The sequence below is a fragment of the Methylophilus sp. genome (assembly GCF_052173275.1).
Lineage (GTDB): Bacteria > Pseudomonadota > Gammaproteobacteria > Burkholderiales > Methylophilaceae > Methylophilus.
Window position 1 is genome coordinate 1,951,238 of sequence record NZ_JBQMUL010000002.1, and the last position, 20,043, is coordinate 1,971,280.

Annotated in this window: 15 protein-coding genes and 1 riboswitch; of the genes, 11 read left to right on the forward strand and 4 right to left on the reverse strand. The window is 48.5% G+C overall.

The window, feature by feature from the left end; genetic code table 11:
• Positions 1-9 precede the first annotated feature (9 nt).
• From ACTS9Y_RS10710 to yfaE, 5 genes are all read left to right on the forward strand, one after another.
• Positions 10-978 (forward strand): FecR domain-containing protein, encoded by a 969-nt coding sequence (locus tag ACTS9Y_RS10710; RefSeq protein WP_442585914.1) that lies wholly within the window; start codon positions 10-12, stop codon positions 976-978.
• A gap of 119 nt (positions 979-1,097) precedes the next feature.
• A complete protein-coding gene (locus ACTS9Y_RS10715; protein ID WP_442585915.1) occupies positions 1,098-3,569 on the forward strand; it encodes a TonB-dependent siderophore receptor in 2,472 nt (823 codons plus the stop codon).
• A gap of 348 nt (positions 3,570-3,917) precedes the next feature.
• Positions 3,918-4,139: riboswitch (cobalamin riboswitch) on the forward strand.
• A 133-nt stretch (positions 4,140-4,272) separates the two neighbouring features.
• Positions 4,273-6,552, forward strand: coding sequence for a class 1a ribonucleoside-diphosphate reductase subunit alpha (nrdA, locus tag ACTS9Y_RS10720; protein ID WP_442585916.1), 2,280 nt, complete (start codon positions 4,273-4,275; stop codon positions 6,550-6,552).
• A 276-nt stretch (positions 6,553-6,828) separates the two neighbouring features.
• Positions 6,829-7,962: a class Ia ribonucleoside-diphosphate reductase subunit beta gene (gene nrdB, locus ACTS9Y_RS10725; RefSeq protein WP_442585917.1), complete on the forward strand. Its 1,134-nt coding sequence runs from the start codon at positions 6,829-6,831 to the stop codon at positions 7,960-7,962.
• A gap of 24 nt (positions 7,963-7,986) precedes the next feature.
• On the forward strand, positions 7,987-8,400 hold the full coding sequence (gene yfaE / locus ACTS9Y_RS10730) for a class I ribonucleotide reductase maintenance protein YfaE (protein WP_442585918.1): 414 nt from the start codon (positions 7,987-7,989) through the stop codon (positions 8,398-8,400).
• 97 nt (positions 8,401-8,497) lie between these two features.
• Here the strand turns inward: yfaE and ACTS9Y_RS10735 are convergent, their stop codons facing one another.
• On the reverse strand, positions 8,498-8,710 hold the full coding sequence (locus tag ACTS9Y_RS10735) for a hypothetical protein (protein ID WP_442585919.1): 213 nt from the start codon (positions 8,708-8,710) through the stop codon (positions 8,498-8,500).
• A 360-nt stretch (positions 8,711-9,070) separates the two neighbouring features.
• Between ACTS9Y_RS10735 and ACTS9Y_RS10740 the strand changes: the two genes are divergently transcribed.
• The 4 genes from ACTS9Y_RS10740 (at position 9,071) to ACTS9Y_RS10755 (ending at position 14,498) form a co-directional block, all read left to right on the forward strand.
• Positions 9,071-10,765: an AAA family ATPase gene (locus ACTS9Y_RS10740; protein WP_442585920.1), complete on the forward strand. Its 1,695-nt coding sequence runs from the start codon at positions 9,071-9,073 to the stop codon at positions 10,763-10,765.
• Between the two features lie 20 nt (positions 10,766-10,785).
• A complete protein-coding gene (locus ACTS9Y_RS10745) occupies positions 10,786-11,628 on the forward strand; it encodes a DNA adenine methylase (RefSeq protein WP_442585921.1) in 843 nt (280 codons plus the stop codon).
• Positions 11,629-11,904: 276 nt separating this feature from the next.
• On the forward strand, positions 11,905-12,159 hold the full coding sequence (locus ACTS9Y_RS10750) for an RlmF-related methyltransferase (RefSeq protein WP_442585922.1): 255 nt from the start codon (positions 11,905-11,907) through the stop codon (positions 12,157-12,159).
• A gap of 146 nt (positions 12,160-12,305) precedes the next feature.
• On the forward strand, positions 12,306-14,498 hold the full coding sequence (locus ACTS9Y_RS10755) for an OsmC domain/YcaO domain-containing protein (RefSeq protein ID WP_442585923.1): 2,193 nt from the start codon (positions 12,306-12,308) through the stop codon (positions 14,496-14,498).
• 5 nt (positions 14,499-14,503) lie between these two features.
• Here ACTS9Y_RS10755 and ACTS9Y_RS10760 read toward each other — a convergent pair whose 3' ends face one another.
• Both ACTS9Y_RS10760 and ACTS9Y_RS10765 read right to left on the reverse strand, forming a co-directional pair.
• Positions 14,504-14,881 (reverse strand): type II toxin-antitoxin system VapC family toxin, encoded by a 378-nt coding sequence (locus ACTS9Y_RS10760; RefSeq protein WP_442585924.1) that lies wholly within the window; start codon positions 14,879-14,881, stop codon positions 14,504-14,506.
• A complete protein-coding gene (locus ACTS9Y_RS10765) occupies positions 14,878-15,075 on the reverse strand; it encodes an AbrB/MazE/SpoVT family DNA-binding domain-containing protein (protein WP_442585925.1) in 198 nt (65 codons plus the stop codon). The genes ACTS9Y_RS10760 and ACTS9Y_RS10765 overlap by 4 nt, the downstream gene beginning before the upstream one ends.
• 311 nt (positions 15,076-15,386) lie before the next feature.
• Between ACTS9Y_RS10765 and ACTS9Y_RS10770 the strand changes: the two genes are divergently transcribed.
• Both ACTS9Y_RS10770 and ACTS9Y_RS10775 read left to right on the forward strand, forming a co-directional pair.
• Positions 15,387-16,940, forward strand: coding sequence for a DEAD/DEAH box helicase (locus ACTS9Y_RS10770; RefSeq protein ID WP_442585926.1), 1,554 nt, complete (start codon positions 15,387-15,389; stop codon positions 16,938-16,940).
• Complete coding sequence (locus ACTS9Y_RS10775; protein ID WP_442585927.1) at positions 16,940-17,389, forward strand: YaiI/YqxD family protein; 450 nt, start codon at positions 16,940-16,942, stop codon at positions 17,387-17,389. Before ACTS9Y_RS10770 ends, ACTS9Y_RS10775 begins: the two co-directional genes overlap by 1 nt.
• 79 nt (positions 17,390-17,468) lie before the next feature.
• Here the strand turns inward: ACTS9Y_RS10775 and ACTS9Y_RS10780 are convergent, their stop codons facing one another.
• On the reverse strand, positions 17,469-19,721 hold the full coding sequence (locus tag ACTS9Y_RS10780; RefSeq protein ID WP_442585928.1) for an EAL domain-containing protein: 2,253 nt from the start codon (positions 19,719-19,721) through the stop codon (positions 17,469-17,471).
• Between the last annotated feature and the right edge of the window lie 322 nt (positions 19,722-20,043).

The window sequence follows — 20,043 nt, forward strand, 5'->3', positions numbered from 1 at the left end:
CGTACTGAGATGAGTATGGAGACTACGCAGAAAATGACCATCCGCCAGGCCGCCAAGTGGCTGGCGTTGTGGCATTCCGGCAGCATGACAGCAGCAGAAAAAAGCAAACTTGCCGACTGGCGCGCCGCCAGCCCTGAGCATGAACAGGCCTGGCAGCATGCCGGGTTGCTGACACAAAAGCTGGCGCAAGTGCCGGCAGGTATCGCCATGCCGGTGCTGGACAGGCCCATGAGCCAAACAATGAGCCGCAGAGATTTTATCAAGCCATTGGCGGCATGCATGGTCGCCATCCCCGGCGGCTTGCTGGCGTATCGCTATAGCCCGTGGCGGCAATGGATGGCAGATTACCGCACGGCCACCGGCGAGCGCCGCCAGATCGTGCTGGCGGATGGCAGCCGCATGTTATTGAATACCGCCAGTGCCGTCAATGTGGAATTCACACGTGACTTCAGGATGATCCGCCTGCTGGCAGGGGAGATCCTCATTCAAACCGCACCCGATACCGCACCTGCACACCGGCCATTGATCGTGCAAACGGCTGAAGGCCATTTGCGTGCGCTGGGCACCCGATTTACCGTGCGCCAGCAGCCTGAACTGACCCGGCTTGCCGTGCTGGAAGGGGCAGTGCAAGCCACGCCAGTCGCTGCACGGCAACAGGACGGTATTATTCAGGCTGGCATGCAGAGCAGCCTGACCGCACATGCACTGCAGGCACCGCGGCCACTGGATGAAACGCTGACTTCGTGGACTGAAGGCATGTTGTACGTGGTGAAAATGCCGTTGGCCGAGTTTGTCGATGAACTTGCACGCTATCGCCCCGGTATCATGCGTTGCGATGCGGACATCGCGCATCTGCAAGTGTCCGGGGTCTTCCAGCTCAATAACACAGACAGTATTCTGGCCGCGCTGGAAGATACGTTACCTGTGGTCGTGCAGCAACGTACCCCCTACTGGGTCACTTTAAGTGGCCGCGCATAGTTCTTCTACCCCTGGATACTTTCAATTTTTTTGGTAGCGATGTACCTGGCTTGTCCCCTTTTTAAATTTCGCCTGACATTGGGAATGTAACAATCAAAAACCAATGAACAGGAATTCATATGCAACAAGGTAATCAAGGGCCGCGGCTGAAACGCAAAGCAGCATGCGTCGCATTGCAACTGGCCTGGGTGGTCATGACTGGTACCGCCAGCATGCATGCCTGTGCTGCCGACACAACGGCGATCGAAAACAGGCAAACTTACAATATCGCTGCGGGTACGCTGGATAAGACCCTGGCCACCTTCGCTGGTGCCAGCGGCATCAATCTTTCCTTGAACCCGACGCTGACCACAGGCCTGCAAAGCAAAGGCTTGCAGGGTGCTTATGGCGTGAATGAGGGTTTCCAGCGATTGCTCAACGGCAGTGGCCTGGAAGCGGTTGCAGACCGTAGCGGCAACTGGAAGTTACGCAAGGCGGCGTCCGTGCGCGATGAGAGTGGCCATGCCATCCTGCCTGAAGTCAAAGTTATTGACAGCAAGGTACGCGAATCCGCAGCCATCAGTGAAGGCACCAGGTCATATACTGCAAAAGCTGTCAGCATAGGTAAAAGTGAGCAGACCCTGCGTGAAACACCGCAATCAGTCAGTGTGATCACGCGTCAACGCATGGATGACCAGAACCTGACTACGCTGGACAGTGTGTTGACGCAGACGACAGGTGTGACCAAACAACTGCGCGGCTATGGCCATTCTTCTTATTTCTCACGCGGGTTCGAGATCGGCAATTTCATGGTCGATGGTGTGCCCATGGGCGAGTATGGCGGCATAGGCACTCCGCCGGATACCATCATGCTAGACCGTATCGAAGTGATGCGCGGCGCGCCTGGCCTGTTGATCGGCAACGGTGACCCGGGTGGTACCGTGAACATGGTGCGCAAACGCCCGCTGGCCGAGCAGCAGTTGCAGGTGACCGGACGGGCAGGGAGCTGGGATTATTATCGCCTGGATGCGGATATCACCGGCCCGCTCAATGCTGCTGGCACACTGCGTGGCCGCCTGATTGCCGGTTATGAAGACAGGCATTATTTCTATGATGAAGCGCACAGCAAATTGCCGCTGCTCTATGGCATGCTGGAAGCTGACCTTGGTGAAAACACGGTCGCCGCCATCGGCATGCGTTACCAGGATTTCCACCAGTATGGCGGGCGCTGGCGCGGTGGCTTGCCGATGTCTACCAATGGCAGCAATTTGAACCTGCCACGTTCTACCTCGCTAGGCCCGAGCTGGACAGGGTATGAAAGCCAGACGCAAGAAGTGTTTGCCGATATCACGCACCACTTTAATGATGCCTGGAAGTTCAAGCTGAGTGCGCTGTATCAGCGCAACGACAGGGAAGACCAGATCATCCGCCCTACGGATGATAGGATCAACCCGCAGACACTGGCTGGCCAGCGTTATTTGCGTGCGGAGTTCTCCAGGGTGTTGTATGAAACAACCGCGCTGGACGCGCAGGTGGTCGGCAAGTTTGACGCGTTCGGGCAGACGCACGAAGTGTTTGCCGGTGCCAACTGGCAGCAAAATGAAATGCCATCCAGCAGGACGGCCCGCACCGCCTATACGCCGCAATATCCCATTGACTACAATAACCTGAACCTGTCACAAGTGCCACGTGTGTACCCAGGCGTTTACGCCGCTGCGCTGGATTCCAGGGAAACCAGGCAGGGCCTGTATGGCAATGTCAGGTTGCAACTGGCTGATCCGCTCAAGCTGATCCTGGGTGGCAGAGTCAGCTGGTATGACTATGAAAGCTCATTCAATGGTGCTTACAAGCAATCCAACGAGGTCACGCCTTATGCTGCGCTGATTTATAGTGTGAATGACAACTGGTCACTCTATGGTAGCTACACGGAGATCTTTAAACCGCAAAGTAATACCTTCACCGCAGGGGGTGGCGCGTTACAGCCTGCCACTGGCAAAAACTACGAGGCGGGCATCAAGGGCGAGTTTTATCAAGGCAAACTGAATACGGCACTGACGCTATTTAAAATTGAGCAGTCTAACGGCGCCATTATCGACCCGTTGAATTCAGTCACTTGTGCGGGCTCACCTTCCGGCGGTGCTTGCTACATCAATGCAGGTAAGCAGGAAAGCCAGGGCATAGACGCTGAGATCAGCGGTGAAGTATTGCCAGGCTGGCAAGTATTTGCCGGCTATACCTTTAACGATGCCAAATATGTCATGGCTGGCGACACCAACCTGAATGGCGTGCGTCTGAACGGCGATCATAACCCGCGCAACCTGTTCCGTGCCTGGAACACCTACAAGTTGCACGGTGATTGGGACAGATTCTCTATCGGCGGCGGGGTCGTCATGCAAAGCAGGACCGGATTCACCACGACAGTCGATAATGTGAAGCGTGAGCAAAGTGGTTATGCCATCTGGAGCGCGCAGGCCAGCTACAAGATTGATAACCGCTGGACAGCGGCACTGAATATCAACAACCTGTTCGACAAGCATTACTACCTGGATGCATTGCAAACATTTTACGGTGATCCGCAAAACTTCATGCTGACGATACGTGGGACTTTATAAAATGACACTTGAATAAGATGACACTTTATCAAGCTTACAGCGGGTGTTTTTGATGTAAGCGTTTAGTCATCACGGATCAATAGCGACTAATGTTTATACACACCATTGTTGATCATTTAAAGACCGGCCATCATGGCCGGTTTTCATTTTAGCTGTGCTGATGAATATGTTTCAGCTTTGTAACATTCAATGCGCAATTCAACTAAAAATGCAATGCATATTCGCAAAAAATATATTAAAAAAATTCTTTGAATATATTCTTTAATAGAAACAGTACCTTGTATAGCAAAGCTAGACTTCACAACTATATCTTGTGTTTTGTCTGATTGAAAAGCCATAGATATTGATTTATAGTCGTGCCCATACGGTTTGCAGAAGAAACACTTCTTCGGCATTTAAAAGGGAATCTGGTGCGTGAACCCGCGCAGCGGTCATCAAGCCAGGGCTGCCCCCGCAACTGTGATCAGCGAGTTGTTTGCGAACACTTAAGCCACTGAAGAGATTCGGGAAGGCGACCGCAAATAATCATGACCTGAGAGCCAGGAGACCGACCGTCTGTTTTTTTACTTGTTAACGTTAGAGGCGGGGTGTCCTCGGCAGTAGCAGTGCAATCATCATGGTGCCGGGTTTTGCCCGGCCTGAATATGTGTTGCGTTTGCGTCTTTGCTGTAGTCCTTCCGCTTCCTGAATTTGGGAGCCATCAATGTCACAATACGAATCCATGCAAGCCACCAAGCGTGATGGCCGCAAGGAACCTATCAATCTCGATAAGATTCATCGTGTGATTGACTGGGCAGCACAGGGCCTGAACAATGTGTCAGTGTCGCAGGTTGAGTTGCGCTCCCATATCCAGTTTTACGATGGCATTCGTACTGACGACATTCATGAAACCATCATTAAATCCGCCGCTGACCTGATCTCGGAAGAAACGCCGGATTACCAGTACCTTTCAGCCCGCCTGTCGATTTTTCACCTGCGCAAGATCGCCTATGGCCAGTTTGAGCCACCGCACCTGTTTGACCATGTCACCAACCTGACTGAGCTTGGCAAATACGATCAGCACTTGCTGCGTGATTACAGCCGTGAAGAATTCGATGTGCTGAATGGCTATATCGACCACTGGCGCGATATGAACTTCTCCTATGCGGCGGTCAAGCAGCTGGAAGGTAAATACCTGGTGCAGAACCGCGTCACCAAGAAGATCTACGAGAGCCCGCAGTTCCTGTACATCCTGGTCGCGATGTGCCTGTTCGCCAACTACAAAGGCCAAACGCGTCTGGACCTGATCAAGCGTTTTTATGACGCCGTATCTACTTTCAAGATCTCGCTGCCTACGCCTATCATGTCCGGCGTGCGTACACCCACGCGCCAGTTCAGCTCTTGCGTGCTGATCGAGTGTGGCGATAGCCTGGATAGTATCAATGCCACGACCAGCGCCATTGTGAAATATGTGTCGCAACGTGCCGGTATCGGCGTGAACGCTGGCCGTATCCGCGCCCTGGGTAGTGAGATCCGTGGCGGCGAAGCGCAACATACCGGCTGCCTGCCGTTTTACAAACTGTTCCAGTCTGCCGTGAAATCCTGCTCGCAAGGCGGTGTGCGTGGCGGTGCGGCAACCTTGTTCTATCCGCTTTGGCATCTGGAAGTCGAATCCCTGCTGGTGTTGAAAAACAACCGTGGTGTGGAAGAAAACCGCGTGCGCCACCTCGATTACGGCGTGCAGATCAACCGCCTGATGTACCAGCGCCTGATCAAAAGCCAGAACATCACCTTGTTCTCGCCACATGATGTGCCCGGCTTATACGACGCCTTCTTTGCCGACCAGGATGAATTCGAGCGCCTGTATACCCAGTACGAAGCCGATGACAGCATACGCAAACGCACGTTGCCAGCCGTTGAGTTGTTCTCGCTGATGATGCAGGAGCGTGCCGGTACTGGCCGTATCTACATCCAGAACGTAGACCATTGCAATACGCACAGCCCGTTTGACCCGGCTGTTGCACCAGTGCGCCAATCCAACCTGTGCATGGAAATCGCGCTGCCGACCAACGCCCTGAATGACATTAACGATACCGAAGGCGAAATCGCGCTTTGTACCTTATCCGCCTTCAACCTGGGTGCGCTGGAATCACTGGACGAGCTGGAAGGCCTGGCCGACCTGGTGGTGCGCGCACTGGATGCCCTGCTTGAGTACCAGGATTACCCGGTAAAAGCCGCGCTGAGTGCCACCGACAAACGCCGTTCACTGGGCGTAGGCGTAATCAACTACGCTTATTACCTGGCGAAAAATGGCACTAACTACACCAGCGATGAAGCGTTGGGCCTAACGCACCGCACCTTTGAAGCGATCCAGTTCTACCTGCTCAAGGCTTCGGTCCAATTGTCACGTGAGTTTGGCCCTTGCGGTGCCTTCCAGGAAACCACTTACGCCAAAGGCATTTTGCCTATCGATACCTATAAAAAGGATCTGGATGCCGTCTGCAGCGAACCATTGCTGCTGGATTGGGAGAGCCTGCGTACCGAGATTCAAAAAGATGGTCTGCGCAACTCGACCCTGACTGCCTTAATGCCGTCAGAGACTTCCAGCCAGATCGCCAACGCTACCAATGGTATCGAACCACCGCGTGGCCTGGTTTCCGTCAAGCAATCCAAAGACGGCATCCTGCGCCAGGTCGTGCCTGAGATAGACCGCCTGCGTGACCAGTACCAGTTGCTGTGGAAAATGCCAAACAATGAGGGTTACCTCAAACTGGTGGGCATCATGCAGAAATTTGTCGACCAATCGATTTCTGCCAACACCAACTACGACCCGACCCGTTTTGAAGGTGGCCGTGTGCCTATGAAGCAATTGTTGAAAGACTTGCTGCAAGTGTACAAATTGGGCATCAAAACGCTGTACTACCATAACACGCGTGACGGTGCGACAGAAGGCGGCACTGAAGCGGAGGATGATGGTTGTGCGAGTGGCGCTTGCAAGATTTAAATAAGCGGCTACGCGGGCAAATTGCGGCGTTACGCGGTACGCGAAATCCTCATGTACTACTTGTACATTCCGGTTTTTGTGTTCCGGGTGCCTTGCACTTTATCCCACTCGCTCGCTTATTCAGCATTTCTTGGAGTAGCGCGTTAGTTATTAGTAGTACGATCCATGTGCTGAGGCGCATGGGTTGAATAGGTTTGAACAAAAAACGGAATAAGTGAGCAAACGGGATGAAGGTAATTCGCCCGCGCAGCCATTTATCACTCAGGGAACACGGCCATGGCCTACAGCATCTTTACCAAAATCGACAACGAACAGCTCAAAGAACCGATGTTCTTTGGTCAACCCGTCAATGTGGCGCGGTATGACCAGCAGAAATACCCGGTATTCGAAAAACTGATCGAGAAACAACTGTCATTCTTCTGGCGTCCGGAAGAGGTGGATGTGTCACAGGACCGTTCGGATTACCAAGGCCTGCCCGAGCATGAAAAGCACATCTTCATCAGCAACCTTAAGTACCAGACGCTGCTGGATTCCATCCAGGGCCGTAGCCCTAACGTGGCTTTGCTACCGCTGGTGTCATTGCCTGAGATTGAAACCTGGATAGAGACCTGGGCGTTTTCCGAGACCATACACTCGCGCTCGTACACCCATATCATCCGCAACATCGTCAATGATCCCTCCATCATTTTTGATGACATCGTGCGCAATGAAAACATCACCGCGCGCGCATCGGATATCGCGCATTATTACGATGAACTGATCCACCAGACCATGCTGTATTCACAGCTGGGCGAAGGTGAGCACATCATCAATGGCGAAACCAAATCGGTCAACAAGCGCGAGCTGAAAAAACTGCTCTACCGCTGCCTGATGAACGTCAACATCCTCGAAGCGATCCGTTTCTACGTCAGCTTTGCCTGCTCATTCGCCTTTGCCGAGCGCAAAGTGATGGAAGGCAACGCCAAGATCATCCGCCTGATCGCGCGTGATGAAGCCCTGCACCTCACCGGCACCCAGCATATGCTCAATATCATGCGTTCCGGACAAGACGACCCCGAGTTTGCCGAGATCGCCGCCGAGTTGCAGCAAGAATGCTTCGAGATGTTTAAAACCGCTGCCGAGCAGGAAAAACAATGGGCAGAATACCTGTTTAAAGATGGCTCCATGATAGGCCTCAACAAAGACATCCTCTGCCAGTACGTGGAATACATCACCAACAGCCGCATGGCTTCAGTCGGGCTGGCACCTGCATTTCCCCTTGCCAAAAGCAACCCGATTCCATGGATCAATACCTGGCTGTCGTCAGACACCGTGCAAGTCGCCCCGCAGGAAGTAGAACTCAGCTCCTACCTGATCGGTCAGATTGATTCGGAAATGTCGGCAGACGACCTAAATGATTTCGAACTTTAATTGCTGCAGTGAGCAAATTACAACGTGAGCGTTGTACAAAGCCAGCACATCCGCTTTAACCTCATCCCGCAGGAAACACTGCTCGAAGGCCTAGAACGCACCGGGCACGAAGTAGAGTACCAATGCCGGAGCGGTTATTGCGGAGGTTGCCGCGTGCGCCTGCTGGCGGGCGAAGTAGAGTATCTTGAACAACCCCTGGCATTTATCGCCGCCGATGAAATCCTGCCTTGTTGCTGCGTACCCAAATCAGGTATCCGCATAGATTGCGAGCTCAGGCTCGATGTGCAAAACGCGCAACTGCAAAGCGACATGTTCCCGGCGCAGCAATCCCTGTTTGACGAACCTTCGCTCACGCCCACACACGCACCAGTGAAAAAGCCAGCCAGAAAAAGGGCCGCCAAAACCAATGTCCGCGCGCGCAATCTAAGCCTGTTTTAAATCATAGCGGCAAACCACAAATAAAAAAGGCGCTTATAAAAAGCGCCTTTAGAGTTTAAAAACATGCCTGGTTCTTAGAGCCAGTCTTATCTAACCGTTATGGACGTACCCAATTCATTTTCAAGTTCGGCACACGTGCCCTGATATCTTCAATCAGCCCGCAGCTGATAATGTCACAACGCAAATACATCTGCCGAATCTTCTTATCCGCCTCAGTGCGGGATTTGCCATACACCTGCAAGTTCTCAACCAGCACGCCATTCGCGCTGCGTATCGTATACAAATATTTCCCAGAATTATGCTCTAACATTTTTAATGTCACCCCGAGTCTCGCTCTGTGTAAATCACAGTAATTTTTTAATAATTTGCACGATATCAGAGTTTTTTAAACATGTATATACATTGAAGATAGTGTTTTCATATTTAATTCAATGCTTTAAAGGGTGATTTGCATAAATTAACTTCGATATCAACGATAAGTAAAGCTAGAAGTTAAAGGAGGAATTACAAATGTCTTGGCAACTACTTATGCAATTTTGTATACATTATTTAATGCTAATTCAATATTTTGTGAAAACAGCACTGAATCCATCTACTCAATATTAGTATCATGAGTTAAATTGTTAATTAACTAATATTACCTAAAAAATAATTACTTTGAGGGGTGGAAATGATAAAAGCGATAAATTTTATAAAGTACAAAAAATTCGAAAATCAATCAATCAGCTTTTCTCCACATGTAAATTTAATTTCCGGTACAAATGGTACATGTAAAACGACACTCCTCCACATTGTTAGTAATTCATTTCAGGCGATTACAGGTGCATGTGCATGGATAGAAGCTGACTTCTTAAAGATACTAAAGGGTGTAAATCATCAAATTAACCCAAAAATGGAAAACCTCGCTCGAGGTGATAAAAAGTTTAATGATCCAGCCTCAGGTATAAAAGGTAATTTATTCGGTGTTTCTTATTTCAACAGTGATGCGGAGCAGCCGTTAGAGTTTCGTCGACACAATACACGAAATAGTGATACCCCAAGATACTACATAAAGCCTCAGTATAAAGAGGGGCGTGCCTCATCATTACCATTTTGCCCTGTTATTTACTTAAGCCTATCTCGTCTACTCCCTTTTGGAGAATATGAAAATGATGACGATATTAAATTATCAAAAATAAAATTACCCGAAAGCTATATGCATGAGGCTTGTGAAATCTATAAAGATCTTACTGGATTGTCAATAAATACAATTACAACTCAAAAAATGGGTGGATTGAAAACGCGGATGGAGTTTATTAGCGAGCAAGAAGGGGTGGATTCAAATACGATCTCTTCTGGAGAAGACAATCTGAGCGTTATTATTAATGCTATGCTCTCTTTGAAATACTATTATGAAATCAGCAAGGCTAATTTAGGAGACAACGATACTCCCCAGAGCGTTCTTTTGATAGATGAAATAGACGCAACACTTCATCCAAGCGTTCAGAATAAGCTATTAAAAAAATTGAAAGAGCTTTCTGAAGAGTCTAGGGTGCAAGTTTTTGCTACTACTCATAGCCTCTCTTTACTCGAATATGCTTTTCAACATAAGCAAAAAGTAATCTATTTTGTAAATAATGTACTAACTCTTAAGGAGTTAGATAGTCCAGATATTTACAAAATAAAAATGCATCTTAGCCAAAAAAATCATGCTGAGATTTATAAAGATAAATCATTGCCTATATATACAGAAGATCAAGAGGCACGTGACTTAATTGAACTCTTATTCAGTTATCAAGCTGATATTGATCAAAGTTCAAATAAAGCAGATGGATTTCATCAGGTACGTCGGTTTTATCATTTAGTTAAAGCTAATTTAGGGGCTGAGAATTTAAGAAATATATTTGAAGATAGGTGCCTGCAGTCTTCAACTATACAAGCCATTTGTATACTTGATGGAGATAAGTCTTGTGACAGCAAAGATTTTTCTAACAAAATTATTTGTTTGCCAGGTGGGCAGTCACCAGAAAATTTTCTAATTGAATATGCATTAAATCTTTATAATTCAAAAGATACAAAATTCTGGGATTCTGATGACCTTATAAATCAAGGTTACAGTAAACAATATTTTCTAGAAAACATTAAATCTGATATTGAAGCTAATAAAGCCAAAATTGAAGCCGGTGCGAAACAGCGAGAGTTAAATAAGAGATTTTATTCAACTCATAAAGATTTCCTTTTACTGATTTTTGGGGAGTGGTTAAAAAACCCAATTAACACAGCTCAGATAAATAAATTCTTTAGGAATTTAAATATTTTATTCAAGAAAACAGCCCCGTTACATGATATTAATCCCCATAATTGGACTTTCGATGAGTCTAAATAATAACTACAAATAATATTTATATGGCTGGTAACTCTAATCCGTTGACTCCTTTAAGATATCCTGGCGGCAAAAGTTCATTTGCGCCTTATGTTAAGTCAATTATTGAAAATAATAATCTTCGTGGTGGGGTTTATATGGAGCCATACGCTGGCGGGGCCGCCGTGGGATTAGATTTGTTATTTAATGATATTTGCGAAAGAATTGTTATTAATGACTTGGATTTAGGCATTTATAACTTTTGGAAATCTATTACTGATATGTCAGAACACTTTCTGGAGTTGTTAAAGGAAACCCCAGTTACTATTGACCAATGGTATATACAAAAAAATATCTTAAGTGCACCCGAGAACTATACTTCTCTTGAACATGGATTTGCTACTTTTTTTCTTAACAGAACTAACCGTTCTGGAATCATTAAAGGAGGAGTGATTGGGGGGAAAGCGCAATCAGGGGACTATAAACTAGATGCTAGATTTAACAAGGAAGGCTTGGAAAAAAGGATTAAAAGAGTGGCTTCTTTTTCTTCACGAATTGAAGTCTGTAATATGGATGCAGTCGATTTAATTTTTACAAAAGCATCTGTACTCCCAGAAAATGCATTAATTTATTTGGATCCACCATATTACGTAAAGGGAAAAGGTCTATATAGAAACTATTATGATCATAACGATCATGTGCAGATAAGAGATGCTCTTAATAATTTGAATAAGGCATGGCTCGTTTCTTATGATAGTTGTCCAGAAATAAAGAAAATATATTCAGACTATCATCAAGTTGAATATGGGTTAAGTTATTGTGCGCATCAAAAAGTGAAAGGCTCGGAAGTTATTATTTTTAGTAAAAATATTACCCCTGCATCCTAGATAGGAATTTTTATCTATCAATAGTTCGTAAAATATTGATGCTGCAATAAATAAAATAATGCATGTTTTAATAAGAACTTTGGATATACCAGTTAATGACGGCAGGTGGTTTTTAGTTATTATTTAGTTTATCAGGTACCTGCAAATATCAATTGCTACGATGTTTGAAACTTTCTCAACTCTACATTCAATTAACCAACACCCTGCAGAATATGAATTGTCTGTGCTGGTGCTAGTCCAGCCAATACTATTTTAATTTGTTCGCCCGAATACCTATTGCCAGAAATCAAGCCCACAATCAGTAAAGACTTTAACGATACTTTGCTTAAAAAGTATTATGGCGTAGCGGTATGGGATATTCCAAATAATTACTTATGTCTGGCCACTTCTGGAAGGGTTGATTTCGTGTCTTATTTGGCTTTGTTGGCAGAGCTCCGTCCGAATCTAAAACCGGAAAACTTACGCTTGCTGAACATCGGTATCAGTAAGAGTCTGGTTTATCCGATAATTGTTACGCATGCCTATAGTTAGCTGTTTATGGGAATGAAAGCCTCTGTCGGTATCTTCTAAAAAGTGATTTTAATCAGCAGCTTGCAATTTATCCTTAGGCAGCCCCATCGTGTTGAGAGATAATAGCGCCCTCAGCATTTTTTGCAGCATTCTTGGAATTCTCCCCCATGGAAATCAAAGTCAATTTTCTCGATAAGCTACGTTTGGAAGCCAAGTTCGATGACTTCACGGTGATTGCCGATCAGCCTATCCGTTATAAAGGCGATGGTTCGGCGCCGGGGCCGTTCGATTACTTTCTGGCTTCATCGGCTCTATGTGCAGCTTATTTTGTGAAGTTGTATTGCAGCACTCGCAATATCCCTACTGAGAATATCCGTCTTTCACACAACAATATTGTTGACCCTGAAAACCGTTACGGGCAGATTTTCAAGATTCAGGTCGAGTTACCTTCTGATATCTCCGACAAAGACCGTCAGGGGATTTTGCGTTCTATTGACCGCTGTACGGTGAAGAAAGTGGTGCAAGCCGGGCCTGAATTTATCATTGAAGAAGTGGCTAATCTGGATGCCGATGCACAGGCGTTGCTGATGGTGAATCCGGCGGCGGATGCGCTCACTTACATTACCGGCAAAGATTTACCTTTGGAGCAAACCATTGCCAATATGTCTGGCCTGCTTGCGAGCCTGGGTATCAAGATCGAGATCGCTTCGTGGCGCAATATTGTGCCTAATGTGTGGTCGCTGCATATCCGCGATGCGCATTCGCCTATGTGCTTCACTAACGGTAAAGGTGCGACCAAGGAGAGCGCGTTGGCGTCGGCTTTGGGCGAGTATATCGAGCGGCTGAGTAACAACCATTTTTATGCCGGGTCGTACTGGGGCGAAGAGATTGCCAATACGGAATTTGTGCATTACCCGAACGAGCGCTGGTTCAAGCCTGGCCGTAAAGATGCGCTGCCGAAAGAGATTCTCGATGAATACACCCTGGAGATTTATAACCCCGATGGTGAGCTGCTTGGTTCGCACCTGATAGACACCAATTCCGGCAATGCAGCGCGTGGTATCTGTTCGCTGCCTTATGTGCGCCAGTCAGATGGCGAGGTGGTGTATTTCCCCTCTAACCTGGTGGAGAATCTGTATGCCAGCAATGGTATGAGTGCTGGGAATACGCTGGTCGAGGCGCAGGTGCAATGTTTATCCGAGATTTTTGAGCGGGCAGTGAAGCGCGAGATTATTGAGGGTGAAATTGCCTTGCCGGATGTGCCGCAAGAAGTGCTGGCGAAATATCCTGGCATTGTGGCGGGTATCAAAGGCCTGGAAGAGCAGGGCTTCCCGGTGCTGGTGAAAGATGCATCACTAGGTGGTGAGTATCCTGTGATGTGCGTGACTTTGATGAACCCGCGCACTGGCGGTGTGTTTGCCTCGTTTGGCGCGCACCCGTCACTGGAAGTCGCGCTGGAACGCAGCCTGACCGAATTGCTGCAAGGGCGCAGTTTTGAAGGCCTGAATGATTTGCCGCAACCGACTTTTGCCAGCGAAGCGGTGACCGAGCCGAATAACTTTGTCGAACACTTTATTGATTCTAGCGGCATCGTGTCGTGGCGCTTTTTCAGCGCCAAATCGGATTATGAATTCGTTGAGTGGGATTTCTCCGGTCAAGGCGAGAATGCTAACGCCGAAGAAGCCGCGACCATGTTTGGCATGTTGGCCGACATGGGCAAAGAAGCGTACGTGGCCGTGTATGACCAGCTAGGTGCGACTGCCTGTCGTATATTGGTGCCGGGTTATTCTGAGGTGTACCCGGTAGAAGATCTGGTATGGGATAACACCAACAAGTCGCTGTTGTTCCGCGAAGACATCCTGAACCTGCACACACTGGACGATGCCAGCCTGGAAGCGCTGTTGGATCGCCTGGAGAATAACGAACTGGATGATTATGGCGATATCGGCACGCTGATTGGCATTCAGTTTGACGAGAATACAGCCTGGGGCCAGCTCACCGTGCTGGAATTAAAGCTATTGATCAACCTGGCCTTGCAGCAATTTGAAGAAGCACAGGACCTGGTAGGGGCATTTTTGCAGTACAACGACAATACGCTGGAACGCGGCTTGTTTTACCAGGCATTGAATGTCGTGCTGGAAGTGATGCTGGATGATGAGCTGGAACTGGCAGATTACGAAGTTAACTTCCGCAAGATGTTTGGCGATGCCAGGATGGATGCCGTGATTGGTTCTGTAGATGGCAGTGTGCGTTTTTACGGCTTGACGTCAACCAGTATGAAACTGGAAGGCCTGGACAGGCATCATCGCTTGATTGATAGCTACAGGAAGTTGCATACGGCACGGGCGAGAGTAAATTAAAAGAATTACACGGTTTTAGCGATGTACTTCACACCATCGTGATCTTTTAAATCAACATCTTGTGTCCACAGTAACGCGCCATGCTCTTTAGCGGTTTGCAAGATCAGGCTGTCAGCTAGGGCTAGTTTGTGCTTGGCAGCATATAAAGCGGCACTTAGCGCTGTGTCTGCATCGAAGGTGATAGGCATGCCTTGTGACATAAAATCTGCGGCTGATGATGCGGCTGCTTCACCTCTTTGTAATGCCACACGTTTGCAGACTTCATAAACGACTAGCGCGGGTACTAAAAGGTGTTCAGTATCTTCTAGTACTGGTGCAAAGAAGTCGGCATTATTGCCATTCGCAAAATACTCCAGCCAACCACAGGAGTCGACCAAATTCATAGGCGATCCTCTTCACGATCAACGCTGGTATCTATGCCTTGTAAGAATCCGCGTGCTGCAGTCATCGGTTGTTCCGGCACCAGTTCTATGTGCTCACCCTGAACTCGAGCGCGAAGCTTCTGGCCAACATGGATATTCAGTATCTGGCGTACATCTTTAGGAATGACCACTTGAAACTTTGGGGATACGGTCACAATGTCCATCGTCATCCTTTCTGGTATTACAAATCAATAAGGTGGTTTTATTTTAATAGGTATTCCTATTTTTATAAAGTATTACATTTTATATTTTGTAATACCATAAATATTATGTAATACGTTTTTATTTTAATAAATCCCGTATAATGCCAGCACCCTGTGACCTTCCAATCATCACAGCGGCCTAGCAAACCTCTAGAAATATCCTCTTCGTTTGTCCAGATTGGTGTTGCGACTCGCAACAGACCAGCGCCCAATAATTTGTTGCGTGGCCTTTTTAATATGGGCCGCGCACGTTCTATAAGTGAATGACTTTGTCCATAGAAAACAATACCCCTGCAAGCGTGACGTTTGCTGATTTAAACTTATGTGCGCCTGTACAGCGCGCAATCGCCGATGCGGGTTACACCGTGCCAACGCCTATCCAGGCGCAGGCGATCCCCTATGTGTTGCGCGGCGGCGATCTGCTGGCGGGTGCACAAACCGGTACCGGTAAAACGGCCGGGTTTACCTTGCCGATTCTGCACCGGTTATCTGAAACCCCATTAAACACGGCCACTGGAAAACCTCGTTGCCTGATTCTTTCACCTACCCGCGAGCTGGCGGCACAAATCGGTGAGTCAGTGACGACTTATGGTAAATATTTGCCACTGAAAAGCCTGGTAGTGTTTGGCGGCGTGAGCGTGAATGCACAAATCGCCCGCCTGAAAAAGCCGGTGGATATATTGGTGGCCACGCCTGGCCGTTTGCTTGACCTGGTGCAGCAGCGGGCGCTGGACTTATCCGGTATTGAAATATTGGTACTGGATGAAGCCGACCGTATGCTAGATATGGGTTTTATCCATGACATTAAAAAAGTGTTGGCCCTGCTGCCGAAAAAACGTCAGAACCTGCTGTTTTCGGCGACTTTCTCTGACGAGATCAAGCAACTGGCAGATAACCTGCTGAATGCGCCTGACCTGGTGGAAGTGGCGCGCCGCAATGCGTCGAACGCGCTGATCGAGCAGAGCGTGCATATGGTGCCGCAAGCGCACAAACGCGAGATGGTCAGTCACCTGATCAAGCAGAATAACTGGAAACAGGTGCTGATATTCACGCGCACCAAACATGGCGCTAACCGGCTCGCTGAAAAGCTGGTCAAGGATGGCATCCCGGCGATGGCGATTCATGGCAACAAGAGCCAGAATGCGCGTACGGCGGCATTGGCAGAGTTCAAAGCGGGCACGATTCCGGCACTGGTGGCGACAGATATTGCCGCACGCGGGCTGGATATCGACCAACTGCCGCAAGTAGTGAATTTTGAGTTGCCGAATGTGCCGGAAGATTATGTACACCGCATTGGCCGTACCGGCCGTGCAGGTGCCAGCGGCGCTGCGATTTCACTGGTGGACCGTGAAGAACTCAAAATGTTGAAAGACATTGAGCGTTTGATCAAACGCGAGATCCCGCGCGTAGCGGTAGAAGGCTTTGAGCCACCGGTAAAAGGCAGTGAAGAGCCGGACCGGCCGCCCCGTGGCCAGAGTCCACGCGGACAAAATAATGGTCGCCAGAACCAGGGGCAGGGTCGTCAAAGTCAGGGCCGCCAGACACAGGGCAAGCCAGCCGGTAATGCTGGCAAGCCACCGCAACCACAAAATGGTCAGCGCCCGGCACAAGGCCAGAACAGGTCTGGTCAGCCTCAGCAAAACCGGCCTGCGCAAGGGAATGCCGCCAATGGCAATCAGGCCAATCCGCCTGCACACCGCCAGGGAGGCAACAAGCCTGCGGGCGCTTTGTTCACACCCAAGCCAGGTGCCAGCTCCGCGGGCAGACTATCGCCTGCAAACGGCCAAGGCAACAGGAATAAACCCAGAGACCGCTAATGCATATTTGGGTGGATGCCGATGCCTGCCCGGTGGTGATCAAGGAAATCCTGTTCCGGGCAGCCGAGCGCGCCAAAATAGCCACCACACTCGTGGCTAATAAGTTATTGTTTGTGCCGCCATCGCCTTACCTGAAGGCGATGCAAGTTGGCCAAGGCTTTGACGTGGCAGACAACGAGATTGTGAAGTTGCTGGTGGCGGGTGACCTGGTCATTACTGCCGATATTCCGCTGGCAGCACAGGTGATAGCAAAGGGCGGTCATGCACTCAACCCGCGCGGGGAATTTTACTCGGCGGAGAATATTCGAGAACGGCTGGCGATGCGTGACTTTATGGAGTCGTTACGCGCCAGCGGTGTGCAAACCGAAGGCCCAAGTGCCATGCAGTCGTCTGACCGTCACGCGTTTGCCCGGCAACTGGACCAGTTTTTAGCACGCTACGCACGTTAATCCAATACCAGATTAACCGTATTCGTCCGTTAATCTGGCGCCACACCAATCCGGTGCCGGCATTCACCCTGCGTGCATATCAAAAAGCTGCGTGAGTTTCTCTATCTGCCGTCGATAGGTCACGGATGGTAATGGGCCGCGCGCGGTAAAAGCCTTGTGAGTAATCACAGGCCATTTCTTTTAGCAGGTTTTCCTGCGCGAGCGTTTCCACGCCTTCGGCAATCAGCCTGATATTGAGCTGTTTACCCATATAAATAATGGTTTTGCACAAAGCCAGGTCGTTGGCATTTTCTGTGATGTTGCTAATAAACGATTTATCAATCTTGATGTAATCGATCTTGAATTTATTCAGGTAGGCCAGCGATGAGTAGCCAGTGCCAAAGTCATCCAGCGCCAGACGGATGCCGTGTTCATTGATCTTGTTCAGGTTATCAATCACGTGGTTGGAAGGCTCAAGTAACAGGCCTTCGGTGATCTCAAAGCAAAAATGCGCGCCTGGGATATTTCGGCTGGTGATGTCGCTAATAAACTGATGAATACATTCTGACTGCGCAAACTGGATGGGCGACAGGTTGATGCATATTTCAATCTCGCCAAAGTATTTTGTCAGTTTGGTAAAGTCACTCAGCACCTGCTGGAACACCCACTCACCTAGCTCGATAATGCAGCCGTTTTCTTCGGCGATGCTGATAAATACATTGGGCGGCACGGTGCCGAATTCAGGATGATACCAGCGCAGCAGGGCTTCTGCTTTCTCACAATGCAGGTTGTGCAAATTGAAGATAGGCTGGTATTGCAGGTAGAGCTGGTGTCTTTCCACCGCATGGCGCAATTCATTGCCCAACTGGGTGCGTTTGGTAAACACGTCATGCATGCTTTCATTAAACAGGATGAATTTATTCTTGCCTGTACGTTTGGCCTGGTACATGGCCTCATCGGCAAACATGATCAGTTCTTCTACATTGCGGCTGTTTTCCGGGAAGCGTGAAGCGCCTATGCTTGAGGAAACCAGAAATGACTTTTGCTGAATCTTGAAAGGCGCTTCCATGATCTCGATCAGCTGGGCGCAGAATGCATGCAAGGCCTGCGCGTCCGGGTTTCCCTGCATCAGGATCAAGAACTCATCGCCACCAAAACGGGCGATGATATTGGGCGGTGTGATGATGGTGTTGATACGTGCGGCCACTTTCACCAGCACCTCATCACCAATCGCATGGCCGGCCGTATCGTTGATTTCTTTGAAATTATCGAGGTCGATAATAATGACGCCGATGTTGCTCTGGCTGGTTTCAGATTCAAGTAAAGCCTGCGTGAGTTTGCTTTTGAGAAAATAACGATTAGGCAGCTGGGTGAGAAAGTCGTGATTTGCCTGGAACCAGATCGTCTGCTCTGATGCCTGCGCCTGCTCTTTACTGGATTGATACAGCTTGAGCAGTTGAAACAGCAGCATCACTGCAAAAAATGAAATGGTGGCGATCAGGTACTTGAAGAATGGGTTTTCGTCTTTGATCTTCCAGGTATTCAAAATCGCTGGTGGGTTAGTGCCGATTTGCAGGATAGCTTTGTTCAATATGCTTTGCAGCAACGGATTTTTATCGCTGGCAGCCATAAATACTTTGCTGGTGATGGGCGTAAGGCCGTTTTTCTTAACTGATTTGATCCTGTGGTAATCAATATGGTAATCCAGCACCAGTTCGTTACCGATATACGCGTCTACTTCGTGCGCATACAGGGATTCAAAAGCATCGTCAGCGATATCCACCAATTGAAGGTCTATATCTGGCACTGAAGCCTTTAGCGCTTGTGCCAGCGGGCCGTATTTGAACACAGCCACCGTTTTGTGCGATAGCTGATTCAGGTTTTCCAGAGAAAGCGGATTGTCGGATGCCACATAAATCGCATTGGTGATTTCAAGATAGGGCGTGGCCACTAATTGAAACCCTTTCGGGTAGTTGTCGCCACGCACGCCGGTGATGAGTTCGACGTCATCGGCAGTCATGTTTGAGTGGTAATCCACAACGTTAAACGTTAGCCCGGTGAGCAGGCTGATTTGCTTGAGGTAATCAATCGAGATGCCAGTATGTTTCTGGTTCTCTAACATAAACTCTATCGGCATCCAGCCGCTCTTGACGGCGACCCTGACACTGGGGTGCTGTCTGACCCATGCCCTCTCTTCTTGCGATAGCGGGAGAGGGTAAGCCAGGCTCACTTCCGGTGCCTGGTCAGGGACCACTTCTTCAGCGCAGGCCAGCATTGAAACAAATGTACCAATGGCCAACACCAGCTGTGTAAGCCGGTGTAAACGAGATGTGCTGCAGCGATCTGATCCCACTTTTTTAAAATCCTTAGCAGTGCGGCCACTACCCTCAGGCTGTGTTGATCACAATGCCCGTAATGAGTGAGTAAGCGTATGGGTTGGTTATATGTGCGACATTATATTTATTTCTATCTTGAGATAACGATATTTAACAATACTCCTTTTATGTAAAAAAGTGTTATCAGGAAGTGTTATTGATAACACTGGAATGACAGCCGTGATGAGGATTTGTAGGACAAATGCAAAAGTGCGATTTTTCCTACAATAAATTCAGCCGAAAATGCATGGTGTGTTCAGTGCTAAATCCGCATGATGGATGCTACTAAAAAAGGTCATT